Source organism: Erythrobacter insulae, from assembly GCF_007004095.1.
Lineage (GTDB): Bacteria > Pseudomonadota > Alphaproteobacteria > Sphingomonadales > Sphingomonadaceae > Erythrobacter > Erythrobacter insulae.
Window position 1 is genome coordinate 1,148,146 of record NZ_VHJK01000001.1, and the last position, 22,537, is coordinate 1,170,682.

General features: G+C 57.1%; 23 protein-coding genes. 12 read left to right on the forward strand and 11 right to left on the reverse strand.

All coding sequences use genetic code 11. The annotated features are described in order from the left end of the window. The first annotated feature begins 23 nt into the window (after positions 1–23). The 4 genes from hemE (at position 24) to FGU71_RS05505 (ending at position 3,461) form a co-directional block, all read left to right on the forward strand. Positions 24–1,043, forward strand: a complete 1,020-nt coding sequence (gene hemE, locus FGU71_RS05490) for a uroporphyrinogen decarboxylase (RefSeq protein WP_142787622.1) — start codon at positions 24–26, stop codon at positions 1,041–1,043. A gap of 9 nt (positions 1,044–1,052) precedes the next feature. Next, complete coding sequence (locus FGU71_RS05495) at positions 1,053–1,496, forward strand: CopD family protein (RefSeq protein WP_142787623.1); 444 nt, start codon at positions 1,053–1,055, stop codon at positions 1,494–1,496. Between the two features lie 178 nt (positions 1,497–1,674). Beyond that, positions 1,675–2,940, forward strand: a complete 1,266-nt coding sequence (rho, locus tag FGU71_RS05500) for a transcription termination factor Rho (protein WP_142787624.1) — start codon at positions 1,675–1,677, stop codon at positions 2,938–2,940. Positions 2,941–3,068: 128 nt separating this feature from the next. Continuing rightward, the gene (locus tag FGU71_RS05505) at positions 3,069–3,461 is read left to right on the forward strand and encodes a BLUF domain-containing protein (protein WP_142787625.1); all 393 of its coding nucleotides are present in this window, start codon (positions 3,069–3,071) and stop codon (positions 3,459–3,461) included. Here FGU71_RS05505 and FGU71_RS05510 read toward each other — a convergent pair. Then, a complete protein-coding gene (locus FGU71_RS05510) occupies positions 3,458–3,856 on the reverse strand; it encodes a nuclear transport factor 2 family protein (protein ID WP_142787626.1) in 399 nt (132 codons plus the stop codon). The two genes, FGU71_RS05505 and FGU71_RS05510, sit on opposite strands and share 4 nt — an antisense overlap. 138 nt (positions 3,857–3,994) lie before the next feature. Here FGU71_RS05510 and FGU71_RS05515 point away from each other — a divergent pair, with 138 nt between their 5' ends. The 6 genes from FGU71_RS05515 (at position 3,995) to FGU71_RS05540 (ending at position 9,966) form a co-directional block, all read left to right on the forward strand. Further along, positions 3,995–4,258: a DUF6489 family protein gene (locus tag FGU71_RS05515; protein ID WP_142787627.1), complete on the forward strand. Its 264-nt coding sequence runs from the start codon at positions 3,995–3,997 to the stop codon at positions 4,256–4,258. 21 nt (positions 4,259–4,279) lie between these two features. After that, positions 4,280–5,557: a tRNA uridine-5-carboxymethylaminomethyl(34) synthesis GTPase MnmE gene (gene mnmE, locus FGU71_RS05520; RefSeq protein WP_142787628.1), complete on the forward strand. Its 1,278-nt coding sequence runs from the start codon at positions 4,280–4,282 to the stop codon at positions 5,555–5,557. A gap of 105 nt (positions 5,558–5,662) precedes the next feature. Then, positions 5,663–7,528, forward strand: coding sequence for a tRNA uridine-5-carboxymethylaminomethyl(34) synthesis enzyme MnmG (mnmG, locus tag FGU71_RS05525; protein ID WP_142787629.1), 1,866 nt, complete (start codon positions 5,663–5,665; stop codon positions 7,526–7,528). Continuing rightward, positions 7,525–8,157 carry a 16S rRNA (guanine(527)-N(7))-methyltransferase RsmG gene (gene rsmG, locus FGU71_RS05530; RefSeq protein ID WP_142787630.1) on the forward strand — a complete coding sequence of 211 codons (633 nt, stop codon included), beginning with the start codon at positions 7,525–7,527 and terminating at the stop codon, positions 8,155–8,157. Before mnmG ends, rsmG begins: the two co-directional genes overlap by 4 nt. Positions 8,158–8,212: 55 nt before the next feature. Then, positions 8,213–8,989, forward strand: a complete 777-nt coding sequence (locus tag FGU71_RS05535) for a ParA family protein (protein ID WP_142787631.1) — start codon at positions 8,213–8,215, stop codon at positions 8,987–8,989. Further along, positions 8,986–9,966 (forward strand): ParB/RepB/Spo0J family partition protein, encoded by a 981-nt coding sequence (locus tag FGU71_RS05540; protein WP_142787632.1) that lies wholly within the window; start codon positions 8,986–8,988, stop codon positions 9,964–9,966. The genes FGU71_RS05535 and FGU71_RS05540 overlap by 4 nt, the downstream gene beginning before the upstream one ends. 109 nt (positions 9,967–10,075) lie before the next feature. On the opposite strand, the gene FGU71_RS05545 is transcribed toward FGU71_RS05540, so the two are convergent. Both FGU71_RS05545 and FGU71_RS05550 read right to left on the reverse strand, forming a co-directional pair. Then, positions 10,076–11,011 (reverse strand): hypothetical protein, encoded by a 936-nt coding sequence (locus FGU71_RS05545; RefSeq protein ID WP_142787633.1) that lies wholly within the window; start codon positions 11,009–11,011, stop codon positions 10,076–10,078. A 150-nt stretch (positions 11,012–11,161) separates the two neighbouring features. Continuing rightward, positions 11,162–11,659, reverse strand: coding sequence for a GAF domain-containing protein (locus FGU71_RS05550; protein ID WP_142787634.1), 498 nt, complete (start codon positions 11,657–11,659; stop codon positions 11,162–11,164). A 62-nt stretch (positions 11,660–11,721) separates the two neighbouring features. Here FGU71_RS05550 and FGU71_RS05555 point away from each other — a divergent pair, with 62 nt between their 5' ends. Further along, positions 11,722–13,206, forward strand: coding sequence for a PQQ-dependent sugar dehydrogenase (locus FGU71_RS05555; RefSeq protein ID WP_142787635.1), 1,485 nt, complete (start codon positions 11,722–11,724; stop codon positions 13,204–13,206). A 31-nt stretch (positions 13,207–13,237) separates the two neighbouring features. Here FGU71_RS05555 and FGU71_RS05560 read toward each other — a convergent pair whose 3' ends face one another. Both FGU71_RS05560 and FGU71_RS05565 read right to left on the reverse strand, forming a co-directional pair. Then, positions 13,238–14,083, reverse strand: a complete 846-nt coding sequence (locus FGU71_RS05560; RefSeq protein ID WP_142787636.1) for a DUF815 domain-containing protein — start codon at positions 14,081–14,083, stop codon at positions 13,238–13,240. A gap of 13 nt (positions 14,084–14,096) precedes the next feature. Then, a complete protein-coding gene (locus FGU71_RS05565) occupies positions 14,097–15,839 on the reverse strand; it encodes an acyl-CoA dehydrogenase (RefSeq protein WP_142787637.1) in 1,743 nt (580 codons plus the stop codon). Between the two features lie 92 nt (positions 15,840–15,931). Here FGU71_RS05565 and FGU71_RS05570 point away from each other — a divergent pair, with 92 nt between their 5' ends. Then, positions 15,932–16,882 (forward strand): L-threonylcarbamoyladenylate synthase, encoded by a 951-nt coding sequence (locus FGU71_RS05570; protein ID WP_142787638.1) that lies wholly within the window; start codon positions 15,932–15,934, stop codon positions 16,880–16,882. Here the strand turns inward: FGU71_RS05570 and FGU71_RS05575 are convergent. The 6 genes from FGU71_RS05575 to FGU71_RS05600 form a co-directional block, all read right to left on the reverse strand. Further along, complete coding sequence (locus tag FGU71_RS05575; RefSeq protein WP_142787639.1) at positions 16,879–17,214, reverse strand: hypothetical protein; 336 nt, start codon at positions 17,212–17,214, stop codon at positions 16,879–16,881. The genes FGU71_RS05570 and FGU71_RS05575 overlap by 4 nt on opposite strands. A gap of 77 nt (positions 17,215–17,291) precedes the next feature. Continuing rightward, complete coding sequence (locus FGU71_RS05580) at positions 17,292–18,065, reverse strand: GIN domain-containing protein (RefSeq protein WP_142787640.1); 774 nt, start codon at positions 18,063–18,065, stop codon at positions 17,292–17,294. 134 nt (positions 18,066–18,199) lie between these two features. Further along, complete coding sequence (locus tag FGU71_RS05585; RefSeq protein WP_142787641.1) at positions 18,200–18,736, reverse strand: CarD family transcriptional regulator; 537 nt, start codon at positions 18,734–18,736, stop codon at positions 18,200–18,202. 352 nt (positions 18,737–19,088) lie between these two features. Beyond that, positions 19,089–19,427: a ferredoxin FdxA gene (gene fdxA / locus FGU71_RS05590; RefSeq protein WP_142787642.1), complete on the reverse strand. Its 339-nt coding sequence runs from the start codon at positions 19,425–19,427 to the stop codon at positions 19,089–19,091. 99 nt (positions 19,428–19,526) lie between these two features. Further along, entirely contained in the window at positions 19,527–19,817 is a 291-nt protein-coding gene (locus FGU71_RS05595; RefSeq protein WP_142787643.1) for a S4 domain-containing protein, read from the reverse strand. Continuing rightward, positions 19,814–22,510, reverse strand: coding sequence for a helicase-related protein (locus FGU71_RS05600; RefSeq protein ID WP_142787644.1), 2,697 nt, complete (start codon positions 22,508–22,510; stop codon positions 19,814–19,816). Before FGU71_RS05600 ends, FGU71_RS05595 begins: the two co-directional genes overlap by 4 nt. Positions 22,511–22,537: the final 27 nt, after the last annotated feature.

Consider the following 22,537-nt stretch of genomic DNA (forward strand, 5'->3'; position numbering starts at 1 on the left):
ATTATAGATTGTAAGGAACACGTATGCCGGGCCCATTGCTCGAAACACTCAAAGGTTCAAAACAAGATATCGCTCCGGTTTGGCTCATGCGGCAGGCTGGAAGGTATCTTCCCGAATACCGCGAATTGCGCGCAGACAAGGGCGGGTTTCTGGAACTCGTCTATGATAGCGAAGCCGCTGCCGAAATTACCGTTCAACCTATCAGACGGTTTGGTTTTGACGGTGCGATCCTGTTTTCGGATATTCTGATTGTACCGCATGCGATGGGGCAAGGGTTGGAATTTCTCGCAGGCGAAGGGCCAAAATTGAGCCCGACACTGCTTGAAACGGAGCTTTCATCCTTCACCGAAGCCAAAGAGCGGTTTGATGCTGTTTATGAAACAGTGCGCCTCACCCGTGAGCTTATCTCTGATAATGTGACGATGCTGGGCTTTGCGGGTTCACCCTGGACTGTCGCGACCTACATGATTGCAGGTCAAGGCTCCAAGGATCAGGGACCAGCGCGGCTTTTGGCTTACCGTGATCCGGCGCGTATGCAGGCAATTTGCGATGCGATTATCGACTGCTCGATCGAATATCTTCGCGGTCAGATCGATGCCGGCGCAGAAGCAGTGCAATTGTTCGATAGCTGGGCTGGCAGCCTTGCGCCTGATCAATTTGAACGCTGGGTTGTGGCTCCGAATGCCCGGATAACGGCTGCGATCAAGGAATCGCATCCCGATACTCCTGTGATCGGCTTTCCAAAGGGCGCGGGCGCAAAATTGCCTGCCTATGCCCGCGAAACAGGTGTTGATGCGGTGGGCCTTGACGAAACACTGGATCCGGCGTGGGCCCATGCGAATTTGCCTGCCGGAATGCCGGTTCAGGGGAACTTCGATCCGCTCTTGCTGGAGGCGGGCGGTCCTGAGGTTGGTAAGCGCGTTCGTACCATCATCGAAGCGTTTGAAGATCGCCCGCATGTGTTCAATCTGGGCCATGGTATCGGGCAATTTACGCCAATTGCGCATGTTGAGGAGTTGCTTGCTGCCCTTCGCGGCGGTTAGAGAGCGGCCATGCAAGATTTTCTATTCTCGATTTATCCGTGGCTTAAAATTGGCCATGTGATCTTCATGGTTTTCTGGCTCGCCGGATTGTTCATGTTGCCGCGCCAGTGCATTTACATGCTGGATCACGAATCCGGCTCTGTGGGTGAAGCCAAGTGGGCCGAGCGTATGGGCAAACTGCGCAAGATCATTCTTACGCCCAGCATGATCATCGTTTGGGTTCTGGGCTTGACGCTCGCCTATTCAATCGGTGCATTTTCGCAAGGGTGGTTTCACGGTAAGCTGACGCTGGTTCTGGCGCTTACCGGATATCACGGATGGCTGGTTGCCCAGACCAAGAAGATGGCCCGAGGAGAGCGTCCTTTGAGCGAGAAACGCCTGCGGATGATCGGGGAAGTGCCCGGTTTGATTCTCGTGCTCGTGGTGGCGCTCGTTTATTTGAAGCCATTCTGACAAACTTTGATTGACCGGGCAGTGCGCCCGGCGTATTTTAAAGACTTCTACCGGTATGAACTTTGCAATTTTGTGATTTTCCGTCTGCTTTCTCCAAGCCCATGCCTTTTGAAAAAGGCACCTCTTTCAAAGAGGTACTGACGAGCCGGCCAATCTACTGATTTTGGAATAATTTTCAATGCATCTTAAAGACTTAAAAGCGAAAACTCCGGCCGAACTCGTCCAGATGGCCGAGGAATTGGGCGTTGAGGGCGCATCGACCATGCGCCGGCAGGATCTGTTGTTCAGCATCCTGCGCGAGCTCGCCGAAGACGAAGAATACAACGAAGACATCATGGGCATCGGCACAATCGAAGTGCTCCAGGACGGTTTCGGCTTTCTGCGTTCACCCGAGGCCAATTATCTCGCTGGCCCAGACGATATCTATGTTTCGCCGAATCAGGTCCGCAAATGGGGCCTGCGTACCGGTGATACGGTCGAAGGAGAGATCCGCGCCCCCAAAGAGGGCGAACGCTATTTCGCGCTCACGGGCCTTACGACGGTCAATTTCGAGGATCCGGCGCAAGTCCGCATGCGCACGAATTTCGACAACCTGACGCCGCTCTATCCCGATCAGAAACTGTCGCTTGATACGCTCGATCCGACGGTGAAGGACAAATCGGCGCGGGTGATCGATATCATCTCGCCTCAGGGTAAAGGCCAACGTGCGTTGATCGTGGCACCGCCGCGGACTGGTAAAACCGTTTTGCTGCAGAACATTGCCAAGGCGATCACCGACAACCACCCAGAGGTTTTCCTGCTGGTTTTGCTGGTTGATGAGCGTCCAGAAGAAGTCACCGATATGCAACGCAGTGTCAAAGGCGAGGTTATCTCTTCGACCTTTGATGAACCGGCCAATCGCCACGTTCAAGTCGCTGAAATGGTTATCGAAAAAGCAAAACGTCTGGTGGAGCACAAGAATGATGTCGTGATCCTGCTGGATTCGATCACGCGTCTTGGCCGGGCCTACAACACTGTGGTGCCAAGCTCTGGTAAAGTTCTGACCGGCGGTGTCGATGCCAATGCATTGCAACGTCCCAAGCGTTTCTTTGGTGCGGCACGGAACATAGAAGAGGGTGGTTCGCTGTCCATCATCGCGACTGCGTTGATCGACACAGGTAGCCGGATGGACGAGGTGATCTTTGAAGAATTCAAAGGCACCGGTAACTCGGAAATTGTTCTGGATCGTAAGGTCGCTGACAAGCGGATCTTCCCAGCGCTTGATGTTGGAAAATCCGGCACGCGTAAGGAAGAATTGCTGGTCGAAAAAGACAAGCTTTCCAAAATGTGGGTGCTGCGCCGGATTCTCATGCAAATGGGCACCATCGATGCGATGGAATTCTTGCTCGACAAGATGAAGGATTCCAAAACGAACGAAGATTTCTTCGACACGATGAACCAGTAATCTGGTCAGATGACCACGTCGGCTCTGCATGTTTACGCATTGCTTGCGCAAGCAAAGTGCGGAGCCGATGCGGTTTTTCCCTCTGCAGGATTGGCAATAGGGCCGGGCAGGGTTAAGGGTTTACGCGTATGCTAAGTCAGTATCTCTATATCAGCACGGCGCCCAGCCTCTCTCGCGATGAAGTAGAGACTATCCTGGCAAGCAGCGCGCGCAACAACCCGGCCCGTGGCATCACGGGTCTGCTTTTGTACAATGGCCGCAACTTCCTTCAATTGCTTGAGGGAGACGATGCCGAACTGGTCGAGCTTATGCTGCGCATTACACATGATCCGCGCCATACGGGCATCTCGATGCTCGAACACAAGAAGATTAACAAGCGTGCGTGCCCTGATTGGGCGATGAAGCGGGTTTTGATCGCGGAAAGTATCGAGAGCCGCCGGGAAGCTCTGGAGGCAGGTTTGCCCAAGGGCCTCGATCCGCAAATCGCCAAAATCATCAAGAATTTTGCGGTTTTGAACTAGGATTCTTGGCGTCCCAGTTGGGCTGCCATCATATCCCAGACTTTGTTGACCGCCTTTAACGGTCGGACCATGACCTTGAAATCCATTATCAACCCTTCGTTATCGAAGGTGATAATATCCACGCCGTTGACCTGAATTCCCTCCATCGAGGTTTCGAATTCGAGCATCACGGTATCTTCGCCGATCACTTCTCGCACATAGGGAAAACTGTCATTGCCCAGCGTCTGTGAAGCTGCGGAGAGATAAGCGACCACAATCGGTCGCCCTTTCTGCGGCGTATGCACGACCGGAGAATGGAACACGGCGTCTTCACGCATAATCGCAGTGAGTTCGTCCGGCTGACTGCCATTTTTTGCGACGGTGTGCCACCGGGCGAGGGCGGACTGGATATCCATATGATCAACTCCTTCGCCAACGTTCATGCAAGTGCATGCGTCATGATTACCCATTGCCTATTGGCTTTGCCAAACCGAAATGACAAACACGGCGAATAGAAACGTCTGCTATAAGGCAGATTTAACGGGAGAAGAGCAGTGAAGGTCAATATCGAGATCGATTGCACACCGGAGGAAGCGCGCAGCTTCATGGGTCTTCCCGATGTAAGCCAGGCCAACAGCGTTTATGTAGAGAACATCACAAAAGCGATGAAGGGTGTAAGCAACCCCGCGCAACTGCAAGAATATGCGATGGCATTGGCGCCGATGGGTCAGGCGGGCTTGAAAATGTTTCAGAATTTCGTCGAAGGCGGCATGATGGGCGCGGGTTCGAAAAAGAGCTCCCCCAAAAACAAAGATTAAATTGCCGGACGCCGTCTTACCATGACCGATACAATTTTTGCCGTGTCCAGCGGCGCTGCACCCGCTGCGATCGGTGTAATCCGGATTAGCGGTTCAGTTGCAGGCAAAGCGTTGGGTCTTTTGGCTGGACGCGATTTTGCGCCGCGCAGGGCAAGCCTTGCGAAATTGTCGGATGCGGGCGGAAACATTCTGGATGAGGCGCTGGTTCTCTGGTTTCCGGGACCAAACACGGCGACCGGTGAAGATCTTGCGGAACTGCATTGTCATGGCGGGCGTGCAGTTCTCGCGGCGGTTCAGAATGCATTGGCGGTGATAGACGGTTTAAGAGCGGCAGAACCGGGCGAGTTTACGCGGCGGGCCTTTGCCAATGGCCGGATCGATCTGGCCGAATCGGAGGGGCTGGCGGATTTGTTATCTGCCGAAACGGAGCTTCAGCGCGCGGCGGCCATGGCAAATGCCAGCGGGGTGCTTTCGGGACATGTGGGTTCATGGAGGACGCAGTTGCTTGTGCTATCGGCACAAATAGAGGCGGCGCTCGATTTTTCAGACGAGGACGACGTAAGCGAGCTTCCTGAGGGTTTCACGTGGAACATCGCGGCGCTGACAAAGGAGCTTGATGATTGGCTGAGCCGACCCGGCTCGGAAAAGCTGGGCGAGGGTTACCGAGTTGTTTTGGCCGGGCCGCCCAATTCGGGCAAATCAACGCTTTTCAATGCATTGGTGGAAAGCGAAGCAGCGATCACTTCCCCCATCGCCGGTACGACGCGGGATGTGATTGAACGACCGGTTTCAATTTCGGGCGTGCCATTCCTGTTTGTTGATACCGCCGGTTTGCGCGAAGATAGCGATGACGAGATCGAGGGAATTGGCATTGATCGGGCAAAGTCCGAGCTGAGCCGGGCGGACGCAGTGTTATGGCTTGGAGAGCAAAACACAGGTCCGGTTGGCGCTCTGGAGATCGCCGCGAGAATTGACGACGACGGGCACGAACCGAAAGCCGCTCCCTTTGCGAGTGTCTCGGCGGTGACTGGAGAGGGTGTGTCGGGCCTCAAGAGCGCTCTCGTTGATCTGGCCCGTGCCTCTTTTCCCAAACCCGGTGAAGCCGCTCTCAATGCCCGCCAGCGCGGATTGCTTTCAGACGCCCGTGATGCGTTGGGAGGCACGCAAGGCCAGAACGACCTACTTTTGGTCGGAGAGGAGCTGAGGAGGGCCAGAGTGGCGTTTGACCGCCTGATCGGCAGGACGACGACCGAAGATATGCTAGATGCGCTCTTTGGCCGTTTCTGTATTGGCAAATGATGAGCGGACTGTGTTTCACGTGGAACATTGCTTTTCGAACCAAGCAGCCATGACGCATTCAAATCCTCTTTGACGATTGGCGACGCAATCTCTATTTGCGCCGTCATGCATGAATTTGATGTCTTGGTAATCGGCGGCGGTCACGCCGGTGTTGAAGCGGCCTGCGCCGCCGCGCGCATCGGTGTGCGTACCGGACTTGTAAGTTTTGATCTTGATGCAATTGGCGCGATGAGCTGCAACCCCGCGATCGGCGGCCTGGGTAAGGGCCATCTGATGCGCGAAGTTGATGCCTTGGATGGCGTGCTTGCCCGCGCTGCGGATGCCGGCGCTATCCATTACCGTATGCTCAATCGGTCAAAAGGCAGTGCAGTATGGGGTCCGCGTGTTCAGGCAGACCGCGTCCTTTTCAAAGCGGCGGTTCAAACAATCGTGCGCAATCAAAAAAACCTCTCACTGATAGAGGGTGAGGCTGCGGCCTTGGTCCTTAAGGGTGAGACCGCCGTTGGGCTTGAGCTGGCCGATGGCACCATTCTCAACGCACCTCGCGTTATTCTTTGCACTGGTACATTCCTTGGGGGTGTTCTGTTTCGCGGTGAAGAAAAGTTTGAAGGCGGCAGAATAGGCGAAAATGCCGCAGCGAAACTGGCGCAGCAATTGCGCGGTGCCGATTTGCCCATGGCGCGGCTAAAGACTGGCACGCCGCCGCGCCTTGATGGCCGTACAATTGACTGGTCCCGGCTTCCCGAACAGCATTCGGATGCCGAGGCTTGGACCATGTCCCCGCTTACCAAGGCTAGGCTGAACCCGCAGGTGTTCTGCGCAATCACACGAACAACCCACGCGTCACACGATGTGATCCGTGAAAACCTGCACAGATCACCGTTGTTCTCCGGTGCAATCGACGCCGCCGGTCCGCGGTATTGCCCATCGATAGAGGATAAGATCCACCGATTCGGTGATCGTGATGGGCACCAAATTTTCCTCGAACCGGAGGGTTTGAACACTCACTACGTTTATCCAAACGGGATCAGCACGTCTCTACCGGTCGATGTGCAGCAGAAAATGCTACAGGCGATGGCCGGGTTGGAAACTGTGGAGATGGTCGTACCGGGTTATGCGGTGGAGTATGACCATATCGATCCGCGCGCTTTGACGCCCGATTTACAGGTACGCGCTATTCCGGGCCTGTATTGTGCGGGACAGATCAACGGAACAACGGGATATGAAGAGGCGGCGGCACAGGGTCTGATCGCAGGATTGGAAGCCGCTGCGGCCACGCTGGGGAAGGCTGCGCCGCAGCTTGACCGGGCCAATTCATACATTGCGGTTATGATCGATGATCTGACGCTGCAAGGCGTGAGCGAGCCATACCGCATGTTGACTGCGCGCGCGGAGTACCGTTTGCGTTTGCGCGCGAACAATGCCTCCACGCGCCTCACATCGCTCGGAATAGAAGCGGGCTGTGTCGGTGAAGAGCGCCAGACGTGGTTTGAGCGACGCGAACAGCACCGCGCCGAGATCGATAGTGCATTTGTGAAACCGCTCCATGCGCGCGAACTGGCGGATGCCGGACTGTCTGTTCGCCGTGATGGGGGGGAAAAGCCGGTTTCCGAATGGCTCCGGCATGATGGTATCGATCTGTCTGCCCTTGAACCCTGGCTGGGCGGTGCAGTGGATCTCGACCCGATTCTGGCTGAAGAGATGGCGGAAGATGCCAATTACGCGCCTTATCTGGAGCGGCAGGCGGCTGAACTGCGGGATTTGCGTGCCAGCGAGCAACTGACGTTGGCATCTGATTTTCCCTATGCGCGGGTGCCGGGTCTATCGAATGAAATGGTCGAACGCCTGACAAAAGCGGCCCCAGTGACGCTGGCCGCGGCGGGCAGGGTGCCTGGCATAACACCAGCGGCACTCTCTGCATTGTTGGTCCATGCACGGCGGTATCAGCAATCCGGTCAATATGCCGCATGACCGCATTGATTGAGACCGAGGAACAGGCCCGCGATTATGTCCGGCGGATGGTTGATCAGGCTGCTTATGACCGCCTTGTACGGTTTTCAGAACTGCTGCTCGCTGAGAACCAGCGTCAAAATCTGATCAGCAAGCCATCCGAAGCGCAAATTTGGCAGCGTCATTTTGCCGATAGCGCCCAGCTATTAGAGCATGTTTCACGTGAAACACTTGGCAAAGGGTCAGATCCATGGCTCGATCTCGGCACGGGTGCCGGCCCACCTGGCCTCATAATCGCGGTACTCATGCCCGACATGCCCATGAAACTGGTGGAGTCGCGCGCGCGCCGCGTGGAATTCCTTCAGGCCTGCGTTGATGATTTGGGCTTGGAAAACTGCGAAGTCCTTGGCGATCGGTTGGAGCGTATTGCGCCGTTCCCTGCCAGTGTCATTTCGGCACGCGCATTCGCTCCGTTGGACAAGCTTCTGCACTTATCCGCACCCTTCTCCACAAAGGCAACGCGCTACCTCTTGCCCAAAGGCCGGTCAGCGGCGCACGAATTGAATCAGCAAAAAAGTTCGATTCGAAAGATGTTCCACGTGGAACAATCGTTGACCGATCGCGACGCAGGCATCATCGTAAGCGCCTGAGACTGCGATTTGCGCTCAAATTTGCGCATTACGGGTGAAAAAAGGTGAAGAATCCATGCTGACAATAGCAATTGCGAACCAAAAGGGCGGGGTGGGCAAAACCACCACTGCCATCAACATGGCTACCGCGATGGCTGCGACCGGATGGCGCACCATGCTTATCGATCTCGACCCGCAAGGCAATGCATCCACCGGTATGGGGGTCAGTTCAGCATCACGTGGGCTTTCGAGCTACGACCTGCTTGTCGATGAGACGCCGCTGGCCGATACTCTTGTCGGTACTACTATCCCCGGGTTGGACCTGGTCCCGGCCACACAGGATCTGAGCGGTGCGGAGGTCGAGCTGGTTTCTGTTGAAGAACGCACCGCGCGTTTGCGGCGTGCTTTGGAAAATCACACGGGCCACGATGTCTGCTTCATTGATTGCCCGCCATCGCTTGGGCTTTTGACGCTAAACGCGCTTTGCGCGGCTGATACCCTGCTGGTGCCGCTCCAATGCGAATTTTTCGCCTTGGAGGGGCTTAGCCAGTTGCTCCAAACGGTGGAACAGGTCCAGCAGCGCTTCAATCCTTCACTCGATATCATCGGTGTTGCGCTGACCATGTATGATCGCCGCAACCGTTTGACTGATCAGGTATCCGACGATGTCCGCGATTGCCTTGGCAATCTGGTGTTCGAAACCGTGATACCGCGCAATGTGCGCCTATCCGAAGCACCAAGTCACGGTTTACCAGCGCTCGTCTATGATCATTCCTGCACCGGTAGCCGGGCCTATATCGCTTTGGCCCGTGAATTGATCGGTCGCTTTCCGCCCGAAAGGAAAGCGGCATGAGCAAGAGCAGCGAACGAATCCGTTTTTCCGTCCCTCAGCGCAGCCAGGCGGATAAGAAGAAGAAACTTGGCAAGGGCCTTGGCGCATTATTGGGTGAGACCAAGCGCGAAGAGCCACTTGTGCGTAATGAGGTAACCGGGGAGCCGGTTGGCCAAGGTTTTGCGTCGGATTCGGCCCTTCAGGCGTTGCCAATAGCGTCGATTAAGCCGCTGCCGGGAAACCCGCGCAAACATTTCGATCAGGATGCTTTGGAAGAACTCGCCGCATCAATCGCGAAACGAGGGGTGATTCAGCCCATTATCGTGCGCCCGCGCGGGTCGGGGAAATATGAACTGGTTGCCGGTGAGCGGCGTTGGCGCGCTGCTCAAAAGGCCCGCCTGCACGAAATTCCCGCTTTGGTTCGGGAACTTGATGATCGCGAAGTGATGGCTCTGGCCCTTATTGAGAACCTTCAACGTGAAGACCTGAATCCGGTCGAGGAAGCGCGCGCTTATCAAAGGCTTGCCGATGATGAGGGCATGACGCAGGCTGAAATTGCCCGAATGGTCGAAAAATCACGCAGCCATGTCGCCAATACACAGCGTTTGCTCAATTTACCGGAAAATGTGCTTGATCTTGTCGAGGGCGGTAAGCTCTCCATGGGCCATGCCCGCGCATTGATCGGACATGACGATGCATCAACGCTCGCGGCAAAGGCTGTGAACGACAATCTTTCCGTTCGCCAGATTGAAAAGCTGGTCCGTCAAATGGCTCAGAAAGCCAGCCCAAATGGGGCAGGTGCGGTGCCCACTCCGCAAGGCGATCCGGCTGCGAACGCCGATATCGTGGCGGTCCAAAACCATCTGGAGGAGTTTTTGGGAATGCCGGTGCGGATTCAATCCGATGCGGACCCAAGAACCGGCTCTATTTCCATTCGGTATGCGTCGCTGGATCAACTTGATCTGGTTTGCCAACGTCTGACCGGCGGTGAGTTCTAGAAAGTTGTCTTTTCAGTAAGGCTCTGAATTCAATAGATTTAAGAGCTTACAAAGACAAAAAACAAGCCCCAGAAGTTGCGCAGTGCGACTTCCGGGGCTTTTGAATGGGTTACTGCTTGATCATTTTTACAGGACGCGGTGCAGGTGCAGGCGTCACGCGAACAGGTTGCTGTTTGATCATCTTGATCGGGCGCGGTGCGGGCGCTGGACGATCAATCTGACGCACCGCTCCGGGCACCTCGTAGGTTTCTTCGCGCACAGTCTCGCGCACAATTACGCGTTGTTGCTCCTCATAACGCACCGGCACATACACGATCTGCTGCGGCGGCGCGTAATTGTAAGAATAGCTGGGCGCATAGCCGTATTGCACCGGAGCTGCGTAGGCGGGGTATCCAAAAGAATAAACCGGCGCCTGGACTGCTGGTGCGGGGATCGCCCGTGTCGCAAAGCGGGGCTGTCCCTGGCCGTATTGCGATAGGTAGCTGTCGAGCGCAGCAGCGCAATCATACCGGTCGCCTTTTTTCCCGCCGCCAATCAACTGGCCAAGCAAGAGGCCGCCCAATGCGCCAACACCGCCGCCGATCAGGGTTCCACCAAGGCGTTCCCCCGCGCCGGCAACCCGGTTCCCGATGATCCCCCCGCTAATCGCGCCAAGGAGGCTGCCGATAATGCCGCCTTTTTCTTTTTCCCTGCGGCCGTCTGTGCGGCGTTCGCATTCCTGGATCCATTGATCGCGTTCGAACACAGCAGCACCGGGTGCCTGCGCGTAAGCATATGCCGGCGCAGAATCGTAATAGGTGCGTTCATCGTAGTATTGATCGCTCGGAGATGCTGAACCTTCGATCCGGCGAGTGCGGACAATTGTTTCGACCCCGTCCGGCCCGACAGATGTGTCACCGCCATCCTGCACCACCGGTCCCGACCGGTATTGCTCCGGCAGATTTGTGATATCTGCGTCGCTCAATTGCGCCAGTGCCGGGCTGGCCATGGTGAGCGCAGATGCGGAAAGCGCGATTGTAGAAAAGGTGCGGATCGTACGAGACATCAATAAATTCCCCTGAGTGAGCTACACGCGGTGGACGCGCGCAGGTAAACTTGGTTAGCCAAATGTTTACCACTCAGACCCGTCAATGCCCAAGCGCCCAATGGCGCCTTGTCTCGTTTCGGGGCGATTGGTGCCCGATTTTCAAAAGGGTCAGACCCGGCCGCTGAGCAGACTAGCCAGTTTTTCCAGTCCAATTGCGTCTTCCGCTGTAAATCGGCCCGGTTCCGGGCTGTCGAGATCGATCACAGCGATAGTCCTGCCATCGCGTAATACCGGCACAACCAATTCGGATCGGCTGGCCGCATCGCAGGCAATATGCCCGGGAAATGCATGGACATCATCGACCCGCTGGACCTTGCCAGATGATGCGGCGGCACCGCATACGCCTTTATCCATGGGGATGCGGATACAGGCCGGACGCCCGACAAACGGGCCGAGGATCAATTCATCCTGCCCCGTTTTGCCCGCACCGACACGGTAGAAACCTGCCCAGTTCAAATCGGGCAGGAATTCCCACATCAGCGCCGCGACATTGGCCATATTGGCCACAGCATCGGGTTCATCGCTGGTCAGTGCGTCTGCGGCATCGCACAATTGCCGGTATCTTTCGCCTGTCTCAAGGCTGTCATCGGGTTTGAAATCGTACATTCGGCTTCCTTGGGAGTGTTCGAGTGTTGCCGCAAGCGGTTTGCGGCTCTATTTCACCCCACATGGCTATTCTTCGCAAACTCGCAATCGCGCTTCTCGTCCTGACCTTGATCATCGGCGTGGCTCTGTTCTTTCTCACCCGCGGCGACACCGCCGAAATGTCCGTAGACGAAGTTGCCGGAACCGAGCCAATTCTCGCAGAACCTCAGGCTGAAGATTTTCCGACTGTACAGATTGCCAAACCGGTGGGCTGGGCCGACGGCGAATTGCCTGAACCCGGCGAAGGGCTGTCCGTCAATCGGTTTGCCGAGGGGCTTGAGCACCCGCGCGTTCTGTATGCGCTGCCCAATGGCGATGTCCTTGTTACGCTGACCCGCGCGCCGAAAACCGAAGGCGATGGCGAGGGGGGCATTATGGCGACCCTGCGCGGTTGGGTGGCATCGTATCTATTCAGCGAAGCGGGCGCGAGCGGCGAAAGCCCCAATCAAATTGTCCTTTTGCGCGATGAAGATGGCGATGGTGCTGCCGAAAAGCAGGTTGTGATCCGCGAAGAAGGCCTCGATTCGCCGTCTGGTATGAGCTGGCGCGATGGCACGCTGTATGTTGCCAACCATAACGCCGTGCTGGCGTTCGATTATGAACTGGGTAGCGAAACTGTCAGCGGAAAGGGGCTCAAGCTCATGGATTTGCCAGCAGGCGGCGGACACTGGATGCGCAACATGGAGATCCACCCAGAGAAAAACGTGCTGTATGTCGCAGTCGGATCAGTCAGCAATATCGGCGAAAGCGGAATGGCTGTCGAAGAAGGCCGCGCGATGATTTGGGAATACGATCTTGAATCAGGAAGTCCGCGGCAGTTCGCCGTCGGGTTGCGCAATCCGAACGGCCTCGATTTCAGCCCTTGGTCGGGCGAGCTTTGGACCACCGTGAATGAACGCGATATGCTGGGGTCGGACCTCGTGCCTGATTATCTTACCAATGTGCCGATCGGCGCGCAGTATGGTTGGCCATGGCTCTATTACAAAGAAAATATCGATCGCCGGGTAAAGACGCCTATGCCGGCATATCTTATGGAATATACTCGCAATCCTGAATTTGCGCTTGGCCCGCATGTCGCTGCTCTTGGGTTGGTATTCACCAAAGAAGGGCACCGCATGGGCAATAAAATGGCCAGCGGCGCCTTTATTGCGCGCCACGGATCATGGAACCGCAAACCGCCATCGGGATATGATGTCGTCTATGTGGAGTTTGATGCTCTTGGCAATCCGATTGGCAAACCGGTTACTGTTCTCGGCGGGTTCCTGAATGACGATGGCACCACCAAAGGCCGCCCGACATGGGTGGAGTGGGCCTCTGACGGATCGCTGCTTGTATCGGATGATACCGCCGGAATTATCTGGCGTGCTGTTGCGCCGGATGCAGATGCGGGTGAAGGGATCGTACAGATATCAGGGAAATCTTTGCCGCCGCAGCGCGAATTGCGTGATCCACGCGCCAGTTTCGAAGAAGATTACCTGCGTCGTCAGGCCGGACAGGCCATCGAGTAACCCTTTGGGGGCGCACGCAGGTAAGGGGATATTATCGCACGGTTTTTCCGGCCTTGCCGGCGAGATCGACGACATATTGCCACGCTGCGCGACCTGACCTTTGACCGCGTCCCATAGCCCAGGCGAGCGCGTCTTCCTCGGCAAAACTGAGGCCGAGCGGATCGGCATAGGCCCGGACAATGCTGATATAATCTTGCTTTCCGCATGGATGAAATCCCACCGACAATCCGAACCTGTCGGCCAACGCCAGCTTATCATCGATCGCATCGCGCATGTTCAGCGCGCTATCACCGCTATCGGGGTCCTGTTCTTTTGCCTGTCGGGCGAGGATCGCTCTGCGGTTTGAAGTTACCGCCAATCGGCAATTGGCAGAGCGCGCTTCAACCCCGCCTTCGAGCCAGCTGCGCAATCGGCGCGGGCCGACGGTGTCATCTTCGGCAAAGCCAAGATCGTCGATAAAAATCACAAACTGTCTTTTCACGGGCGAAAGCGCGTCAAACAGCTGCGGCAAAGAAGACAACGCATCGGGTGCAACCTGAACCAGGCCGAGGGCCATGGGCGCTTCAACCTGAACCTGTTTTACCACGCCGCGCAAAAGGGCTGATTTTCCCATCCCGCGCGCGCCCCACAACAACATGTCGTGCGCGGCATATCCCCGGGCAAGCCGGTGGATGTTATCATAGACAAGGCTTTTTTGCGGATCGATTGCCTGCAATTGATCAAGGCGCGGCGCTTCGATCGCAGACAATCTGCGCGCTGATTGTCCATCCCAGACATAGGCCGGGTGCGTTTGCCAATCGGCCGCCGCCGCGGGCGCAGGGGCGAGCCTTTCCAAAGCCCGCGCTATCCGTTCAAGAGGATCTGTGGGATCACTCACCAGAGTTTCGCACTCAACCGGCGAGGCTGGAGCTGGGGATGGAGTAAAGCAGATCTGATCCGCCGATTGCTCCGGCTTTCAGGCCGTGGGCCTCCGGTACAATCCGGTCGATGAAGAACCGCGCCGTAACCGGCTTTGTTTCTGCCAGCGAAGGCGCTGCGCCGCCGGCCACCGCTTTGACCTGTTTCATCAATTGCCACCCCGCCACGGCCACTGCGGCCATAGTGCAAAACGGGACGCTACCGGCGAGCCGATCATCGAGGCTGGCTTCGTCACGCATCCAGCGGGCGATATGCGCGCAATCTGTTGCCAGCGCGGCAAGCGTTGTTTCATCGGCGGCATCGCGCGCGATCTCTTCAAACAGGCCAATCATCGCCTCTCCGCCTTCAAGGCCGAGCTTGCGCGTCACCAGATCGGCCGCCTGAATACCGTTGGTGCCTTCATAAATCGGGGCAATGCGCGAATCACGCCAATGCTGTGCTGCACCGGTTTCTTCAACGAACCCCATACCGCCGTGAATCTGAATTCCGATCCCAGCAACTTCGACACCGATATCAGTGCCCCATGCTTTGAGCAGCGGGACGAGGATTTCGGCGCGGTTTCTGGCATCGGTATTGCCAATCGTTCCGCGGTCTACCTGACCGGCGCAATAATACAGGAGCGCACGCGAGCCTTCGGTAAGCGCTTTCATCCGCAGGATCATACGCCGCACATCGGGGTGCTCGATAATCGCCACGGGGTTCTTGTCGGGTGATCCGGCGCGTGCGGACTGGACCCGGTCCGCAGCGTAAGCCACCGCTTGCTGGGTTGCCCGTTCCGCGATCTGGCTGCCTTGGTTGCCGACATTGATGCGTGCATTGTTCATCATCGTGAACATGGCCATCAACCCGCGATTGGGCTCGCCCACGATTTCTCCGATGCATTCGCCATTATCGCCATAGCTCATGACACAAGTGGGCGATGCGTTGATGCCCAGCTTGTGTTCAAGGCTGACGCAGCGCAGATCGTTGCGATTGCCCAGCGAACCATCGTCATTCACGTGATATTTGGGAACAACGAGCAAAGAAATCCCGCGTGACCCTTCTGGTGCATCAGGCAAACGCGCGAGTACCAGGTGGATGATGTTTTCAGCCAGCTCGTGCTCACCCCAGGTGATGTAGATCTTTTGGCCGGTGATGCGGTATTTGCCCGCATGTTCGCCGTCTTCGATCGGGACGGCAGTGGATCGCAATGCGCCCACATCGCTGCCTGCGGCGGGCTCTGTCAGGTTCATTGTGCCCGACCATTTGCCGCTGACCAGATCGGGGAGATACTTTGCCTGCTGATCTTTGCTGCCGTGATGCTCCAACGCTTCGATCGAACCCACAGACAGCATCGGCAGAAGGCAAAATGCCATATTTGCCGCACCAAGATTTTCGAGCACGTTGCAGGACAGCGTAAAGGGCAGGCCCTGCCCCCCATGCGCTTCGGGAGAGGCAATCGCATTCCATCCCTGCTCGACATAGGAATCGTAGGCTTCTTTGAAACCGTCGGGCAATCGCACAACACCATTTTCCAGTTTCGCCCCCTCAAGATCGCCGATCCGGTTAAGCGGGGCAAATTCGCCCGCCGCAAACTGGCCCACACCATCAACGATTGCTTCGACCAAGTCGGGTTCCGCATGGGCGAATTTCTCAGAAGCTGCGATTTCTTCGATCCCTGCATTCACACGGATGGCGAGCAGCTGGTCTTGGGTGGGGGGCGTATAAGGGGTCACGGGCGGGTATCGTCCTGTTTTGGGCGGTGCGAATATATCGGAAAAGCGCGTTTCGCTTGGCAGCGCTTCGTCAAGAATATAGCGACGATCCTATGAGCGGCAAGAACGTTACGGAAGTGGTGCTGGCAGACGCGGCAGGGATTGCGCGGGCTGCGGCGATTCTGGAATCGGGCGGGCTTGTCGCGGTGCCGACCGAGACGGTTTATGGCCTTGCTGCGCGTGCCGATAGCGCGGAGGCCGTGGCCAGGATCTATGCGGCAAAGGGCCGTCCCGATTTCAACCCTCTGATCGTGCATGTGAGGGATGAAGAGCAGGCAAAACAATACGGCGACTTCCCATTGGCAGCGCTGCAATTGGGTGCGCGCCATTGGCCTGGCCCGCTAACGATGGTCGTTCCGCTTCGTGACAATCACGGGCTTGCAAAGGCTGTGACTGCTGGCCTGCCCACAGTCGCACTGCGGGTACCGGCGCATCCGGTGATGCAGGACTTGCTGAAAGCGGTATCGGTTCCGCTCGCTGCGCCATCTGCCAATCGCAGCGGCTTTATAAGTCCAACCAAAGCCAATCACGTGCTGGCTTCGCTTGATGGCCGGATTGACCTCGTGCTTGATGCAGGGCCGGCGCGTTCAGGTGTTGAATCGACCATCGTCGCGGTTCGAGAAGATGGTTCGATCGAGGAGCTTCGGCCCGGCCCAATCGAGTTCGACAAGAACGCCGGATCATCGGGCCGTGATAGATCAATTGAGGCACCCGGACAGCTCGCAAGCCATTACTCGCCCGGCAAACCGGTGCGCCTGAATGCGGCCAACGCTGAGCCTGATGAGTTCTGGATCGGGTTTGGCGGCGATCCTGGCGCCGGTTTTCGTGGCTGCAATCTGTCTTTGGCAGCCGATCTAAATCAAGCAGCCTCGCGCCTATACGATTGCCTGCATCAGGGGGCAGCATCGGATAAACCCCGTATTGCCATCGCGCCGGTACCAAACACCGGAATCGGCCGGGCTATCAATGATCGTTTGCGCCGCGCGGCAACACCGGTCGATTAATCTTCAGGTTCGGGTTCAACCGGAATGGCCGGGGTCAGCGTCTGCATTTCGCGGTAAGTCAATTGCGCCTTGGCGCAGGCACCCCTGTCACCGTCCTGACAATCGCGGAGTTCTTTGCCGTAGCGCCGCTCCAGTTTGCCGAGCTGTTCTTCGCGCTTGCGGATTTCGCGGCCGCGTTTTTCGTCCGCCTCTGACTGGCTGGTCGTGGCCAGATCAACCGCTTTGCTCCCGACCCTTACCGGAGCGGTGACAACATCAGCGACTGCGCCCACGACGCAACCTGAAAGCGAAAGGCCTGCCGCAGCAAGCGTCAAAAATGGAAGTGCGCGCATATAGGAGGCATCATGCGCAGTCCCAGCGGGAATGCAAGCCGGGCAAAGCACTCAGCCCCGATTGGTTTGCCTGCCGATCAATTCTCTTCGGTTATGGCCGGCTCGGCCTGTGCTTCGCTGTTTGCCGCGGTACAATTCAGATTGCCCGAACCAAAGCTGTTCAGGGTGCATTTTGCAGTGCCGGTCACGTTGATATCGCCTGCCCCTGCAATGTTGGCTTCCACCTCGCCATCGGACGCAAAGGCCACATTGCCCGATCCGCCGATGGAAATTTCGGCCCTGTCCGCTTTGAGGCCGGCAAGCAGGACATCGCCTGATCCCCCGATTGTGACCTCAAGACGCTGCGCCGTGCCTGCGCCTTTGATAGAGCCTGATCCGCCAATGCTGATCTCAAGGGTTTCGGCTGCGATGGAATCGATGGCGACGGAACCTGACCCCCCGATAACGATTTCAGGGGTGCTGGAAACGGTCGCCGCTTGCACCGCCCCTGACCCTGCGATCACGATGCTTTGCGGCGCGGGCATTGTGATGCGAACCACCGGACTGCCATCTGTGAAGCTGAAACCGGGTTCACTGGTTACGCCGATTGTGCTCTCGTCGAGCGTAAAACGAAGCGCGTTATCCGGATCATCCTCAACCACGATGTTCAGCGTTTCACCCTCGGACACGATGACATTGGCATCGGTGGCGACCACCAGATCGGTTGGCGCAGCGCCGCCAATATCCAGATCGGCCAAAGGCACACCTTCTTCGCCATTGATAGTCATGTCGACATTGCTGCATCCCGTCAGGGCAACACCCATGGCTAGCACGGCGAACGGGGCGAGGCGTTTGAATATCCGAGCAATCATAGTTCTGTCTCCATCCGGAAGCTAAGGCGTGTTGCTGGTATAATACACTAGGCGGGCGATAACAAGGGAGCTGGAATCAAAAAGGGCCACCCCGGCGGGCAGCCCTTTGATTGGTCTTTGATGCGAATTCGGCCTTAGCTGTCGTCGTCATCATTGTTGTAATATTGCGGAGCATGTTCGCGCAGCACTTCGAGAATTTTCTCCAGTGCGGTCGCTTCATCGGACTCTTCCATAGCGCCCAGTTCGCGCGCGAGGCGGCTGGATGCCGCTTCAAAAATCTGACGCTCGGAATAGCTCTGCTCTGGCTGATCCTCAGGCCGGAACAGGTCACGCGTCACTTCGGCGATCAATACAATCTCGCCGCTGTTGATCTTCGCTTCGTATTCCTGTGCCCGGCGTGACCACATGGTACGCTTGACCTTGGGCTTGCCCTTGAGCGTTTCCATCGCCTCTTTCAGAGTCTTGTCAGACGACAGCTTGCGCATGCCGATCGATTCCACCTTGTTGGTTGGCACGCGGAGCGTCATACGCTCTTTTTCAAAGCGCAAAACATACAGTTCAAGCTGCATACCTGCGATTTCTTCATTCTGCAGTTCGATCACACGGCCAACGCCATGCTTTGGGTAAACCACATAATCTCCGACCGTAAAGGCGGGCGCATTGCTTGCCATGCGAGTTCCTTTCTTGCGGTCGCAGAATCAACTTACAGACAAGAGACTTGATCGGCGGCGCCCGGTTCTGCGAGGCAGAAGCCGACACCGGAGTAAAACCGTCCAAACCTGAGGTTGTTGAGTTGCGACCTTCCTGGTTTTCATCGCCAGCGCCGGTTCCAACCAGCGCGGTTGCATCATTATATAACATAATCGCAACAATATTGCGAGTCGCATCGAAGCAAGCGCAAGTAATTGCCCAAAGCATCGCACATGCGACCACAATCAAATGCGCATGATTCACCGAATCTGATTATATTACAGAGGCTTAAACAACCAGCCTAAACCGCCGGCCCGATGCACGATCGTACGATTAATCGCCTTCGCCGGGCGCTTCGCTGAAGTATTTTTCGAACTTGCCTTCTTCGCCCTTGTGCTCATCGGCATCTGCAGGCGGCTCTTTCTGGCTCGTGATGTTGGGCCATTCCGCTGAGAATTTGGTGTTCAGCTCAAGCCATTTTTCAAGACCGTCTTCGGTATCGGGCAGGATCGCTTCAGCCGGGCATTCCGGTTCACACACGCCGCAATCAATGCACTCGCTGGGGTTGATGACCAGCATGTTTTCGCCTTCGTAAAAGCAATCCACCGGGCACACTTCAACGCAGTCGGTGTATTTGCATTTGATGCAGTCATCAGTGACGACGTAAGTCATAGAAAAAGGCTTTCGGTCTTTGGGCTTGTTTGAGCGCGTCGTGCTATGGCGATTTCGGCCCGTGGGTCAAGGCCCAGATTGCGCGAAGGCGCTTGCCGATCAGCCAATGCCAAGGTCACGGTAATGCTGTTTCGCCGCTGCGGGAGATGCCCTCTGGTCGGGCAGGCTCAGAACTTCGATGATGCGGACGGTGTCTCCTTGCATGAAGGTCAACACGTCTCCGATCTGCACATTTTCGCTAACTCGCTTCACATGCTGGCGATTGCGGCGAAATGCGCGGCCTTCAATCATCGCGCAGGCGGCTGAACGGGTTCGGGCAAAACGAAGATATACTAAAAGCCGGTCGAGCCGGATGCTATCGCAGCAATCTTCGTTCCCGCTTTCCTTCATCCGCCCAGCAGGTCCGCCAATCCATCAAACGCGCCGCCCGCCCGTGCGGGTCCGGTGTCGGTGTGCGGTTTGGGCGTGCGCGCGCCGCCTTTGGTACCGGGTTTACCGCGGGTCCCGTTGGATGGCTTGGTCCGGGTTGCGCCATCGTTTGAACCGTTGCCGTTGCCGCTGCGGCTGCCGGGCCTTTTGCCTTTACCCTTCCGATTCTCCGTTTTGGAGCCGCGGCGCGGTGTCTCGCCTGCGCGGCGCGGTCTCCATGTCCAGCTATCGGGCGCGGGCGGGCCATGAGCGGCCTCTTCCAAAGAGCGTCCACGCTGCATTCTGAAACCTGCGCTTCCCAATAGTCGGCGCGCGTTTTCCTCTTCCAACCCGATTGAAATCGGCAAAGCCAGATTGAGCCGGAAGCGCGGATTGCGGTCTTTGGTGGTCGCATCGCTTGCTTTGGCCCGTGTTTCAAACGCGGCGCGCAGGATCTTTTCGGCCAGATCGACCCGGATCGCTTGTGATCCTGCGGGGCGATACCCCGCCGGCAGCTGTTTCGCCTCTTTCAGAACGGGCAGCATCGCCTCCTGCAAAGGTCTTTTGTCGAGGCCCAATGCGCTCAGCAGTTGACGCGGCGCGGGCTTGAGCAGCGGGCTGGCAAAGATATCGAGCGCGCCAAACGTCACGCCGAGCTTGCGCAGGAATGGCCGCATTTCTTTGGGCAGATGCTCCAATCCTGCGTTCTCGCGGCTGATTACGCCGCGGGCATCGATCAGCGTGATAAGCAGCGCGCGCGCTTGGGATCCGGCTTGCGGATCACGCGCCGCTTGGGCCAGCTTGCGCAGGGGAGCAAGCGGTTCAAGCTTTGCTGCAAGCCATTCGCCCAATCCAGCTTCGAGCCCGCTGCGAGCAGGCTCCGCTAGCAAGGCTATGTCGCGCGACAGGGTCAGGCGGGGCGGGCCGAAATCGTCCGGCATTTCAATATCGGCCAGAATGCGGCCCTGCCAACAGATTGCACCGCGTTCGATTGCAAGTTCGGCAATGCCATCGCCAAGCAGCCATTCGGCCCGCTGTGCGAGGATATTCGGCAAGGCTTTCTCGCCAGCGGATAACAGCATTTTCCGATCCGCCAGTCCGGTGCTCGCATCGACAGTAAACCGAAAGCCATCGAGCTTTCCGATCAATTCCCCTTCAACCGTGATGCGGCCATCGGTTTCAAGCGTTACAGGGAGTGCGCCGGCATCCTGCCCAAGCGATTTCATCAGTATTGTTGTCCTTCGATTGACAAAGCGTTCCGTCAGCCGCGCGTGAAGCGCATCGGAAAGCTTTGCTTCGACTGCACGAGCCCGCGCTGCCATTTCATCCCGCGCCAGAACCCAATCCGGCCTTTGGCAGATATAGGCCCAGGATCGGATCGCGGCTATCCTTCCCTGCAAAGTATCAATATCGCCGCCCGTCCGGTCGAGTTCGGCGATGCGTGCCGCAATGAAATCCGCGCCAAGATAACCATCTGACAAATCCTGCCACAGCCGCGCAACAAAGCGGGAATGTGGATCGACACCGATCTGGCGAAAATCGGGCAGCGAGCACGCTTCCCAGAAACGCCGCACCAATCCGGCGCCTCTCACGGTTTTCGCAATGGGATCATCGGCAAGGCGTTTGAGCACGGCAAGATCGATCGCAGGCGGTGCAGCACGCAGCACATCATGACGCGGGCGGCTTTCCAGGTCTCCGATCAAGACTGGCAAAGTGTCAAAGCGCGGTTCCGCTTCGCGCCAATGCAGTTTGGTAAGCGGCGCGAATTTATGTTCTTCGATCGCGAAGACTTCTTCGTCGGTGAATTCCAATGGTGCGCCAGAGCGCGTGCCGCCGCCGGTCAGCGTGCCGAAACTGCCATCGCGCTGGTGCCGGCCCGCACGGCCGGCAATTTGCGCCATTTCCGCCGGGGTCAGACGCCGTTTTCGCCGGCCATCAAACTTGGACAATGCGGCAAATGCCACGTGATCAAGATCGAGGTTGAGGCCCATCCCGATGGCATCGGTGGCGACGATGTAATCAACCTCGCCATTCTGGAACAATTCGACCTGTTTGTTGCGGGTTTCCGGCGATAGCGCGCCCATCACCACGGCCGCGCCGCCTCTGAACCGGCGCAGCGCCTCTGCCATCGCGTAAACCTGCTCTACCGAAAACGCGACAACTGCGCTGCGCGGCGGCAGACGTGAAAGTTTGGCAGTGCCGGAATGGGTGAGTGTCGAAAACCTCGGGCGCTCGACCATTTCTGCACCGGGGATCAGGGCTTTGACAATTGGCTCAAGCGTAGCCGAGCCCAGAATCATCGTTTCCTCGCGGCCGCGCGCATTCAACAGACGGTCTGTAAAAATATGCCCGCGTTCCGGATCGGCGCCAATTTGTGCCTCGTCGATTGCGACGAATGCATGGCCGCCTCCCAGACGGTCCATCGCCTCCATCGTGCATAGAAAATAGCGCGCATTGGGCGGTTCTATCCGCTGTTCGCCGGTAATCAGCGCCACCGCATCATCGCCCTTGATAGCGCGAACCCTGTCATACACTTCACGCGCGAGCAGACGCAGCGGAAATCCCATCATCCCGCTCGAATGGGCGCACATCCGCTCAATCGCCAGATAGGTCTTGCCGGTATTGGTGGGGCCGAGCACCGCCCGCACGCGTGAATTGCTCGATGATTGGGTCACAAGGATGGCTTGTGTCAGGCTTGGGAG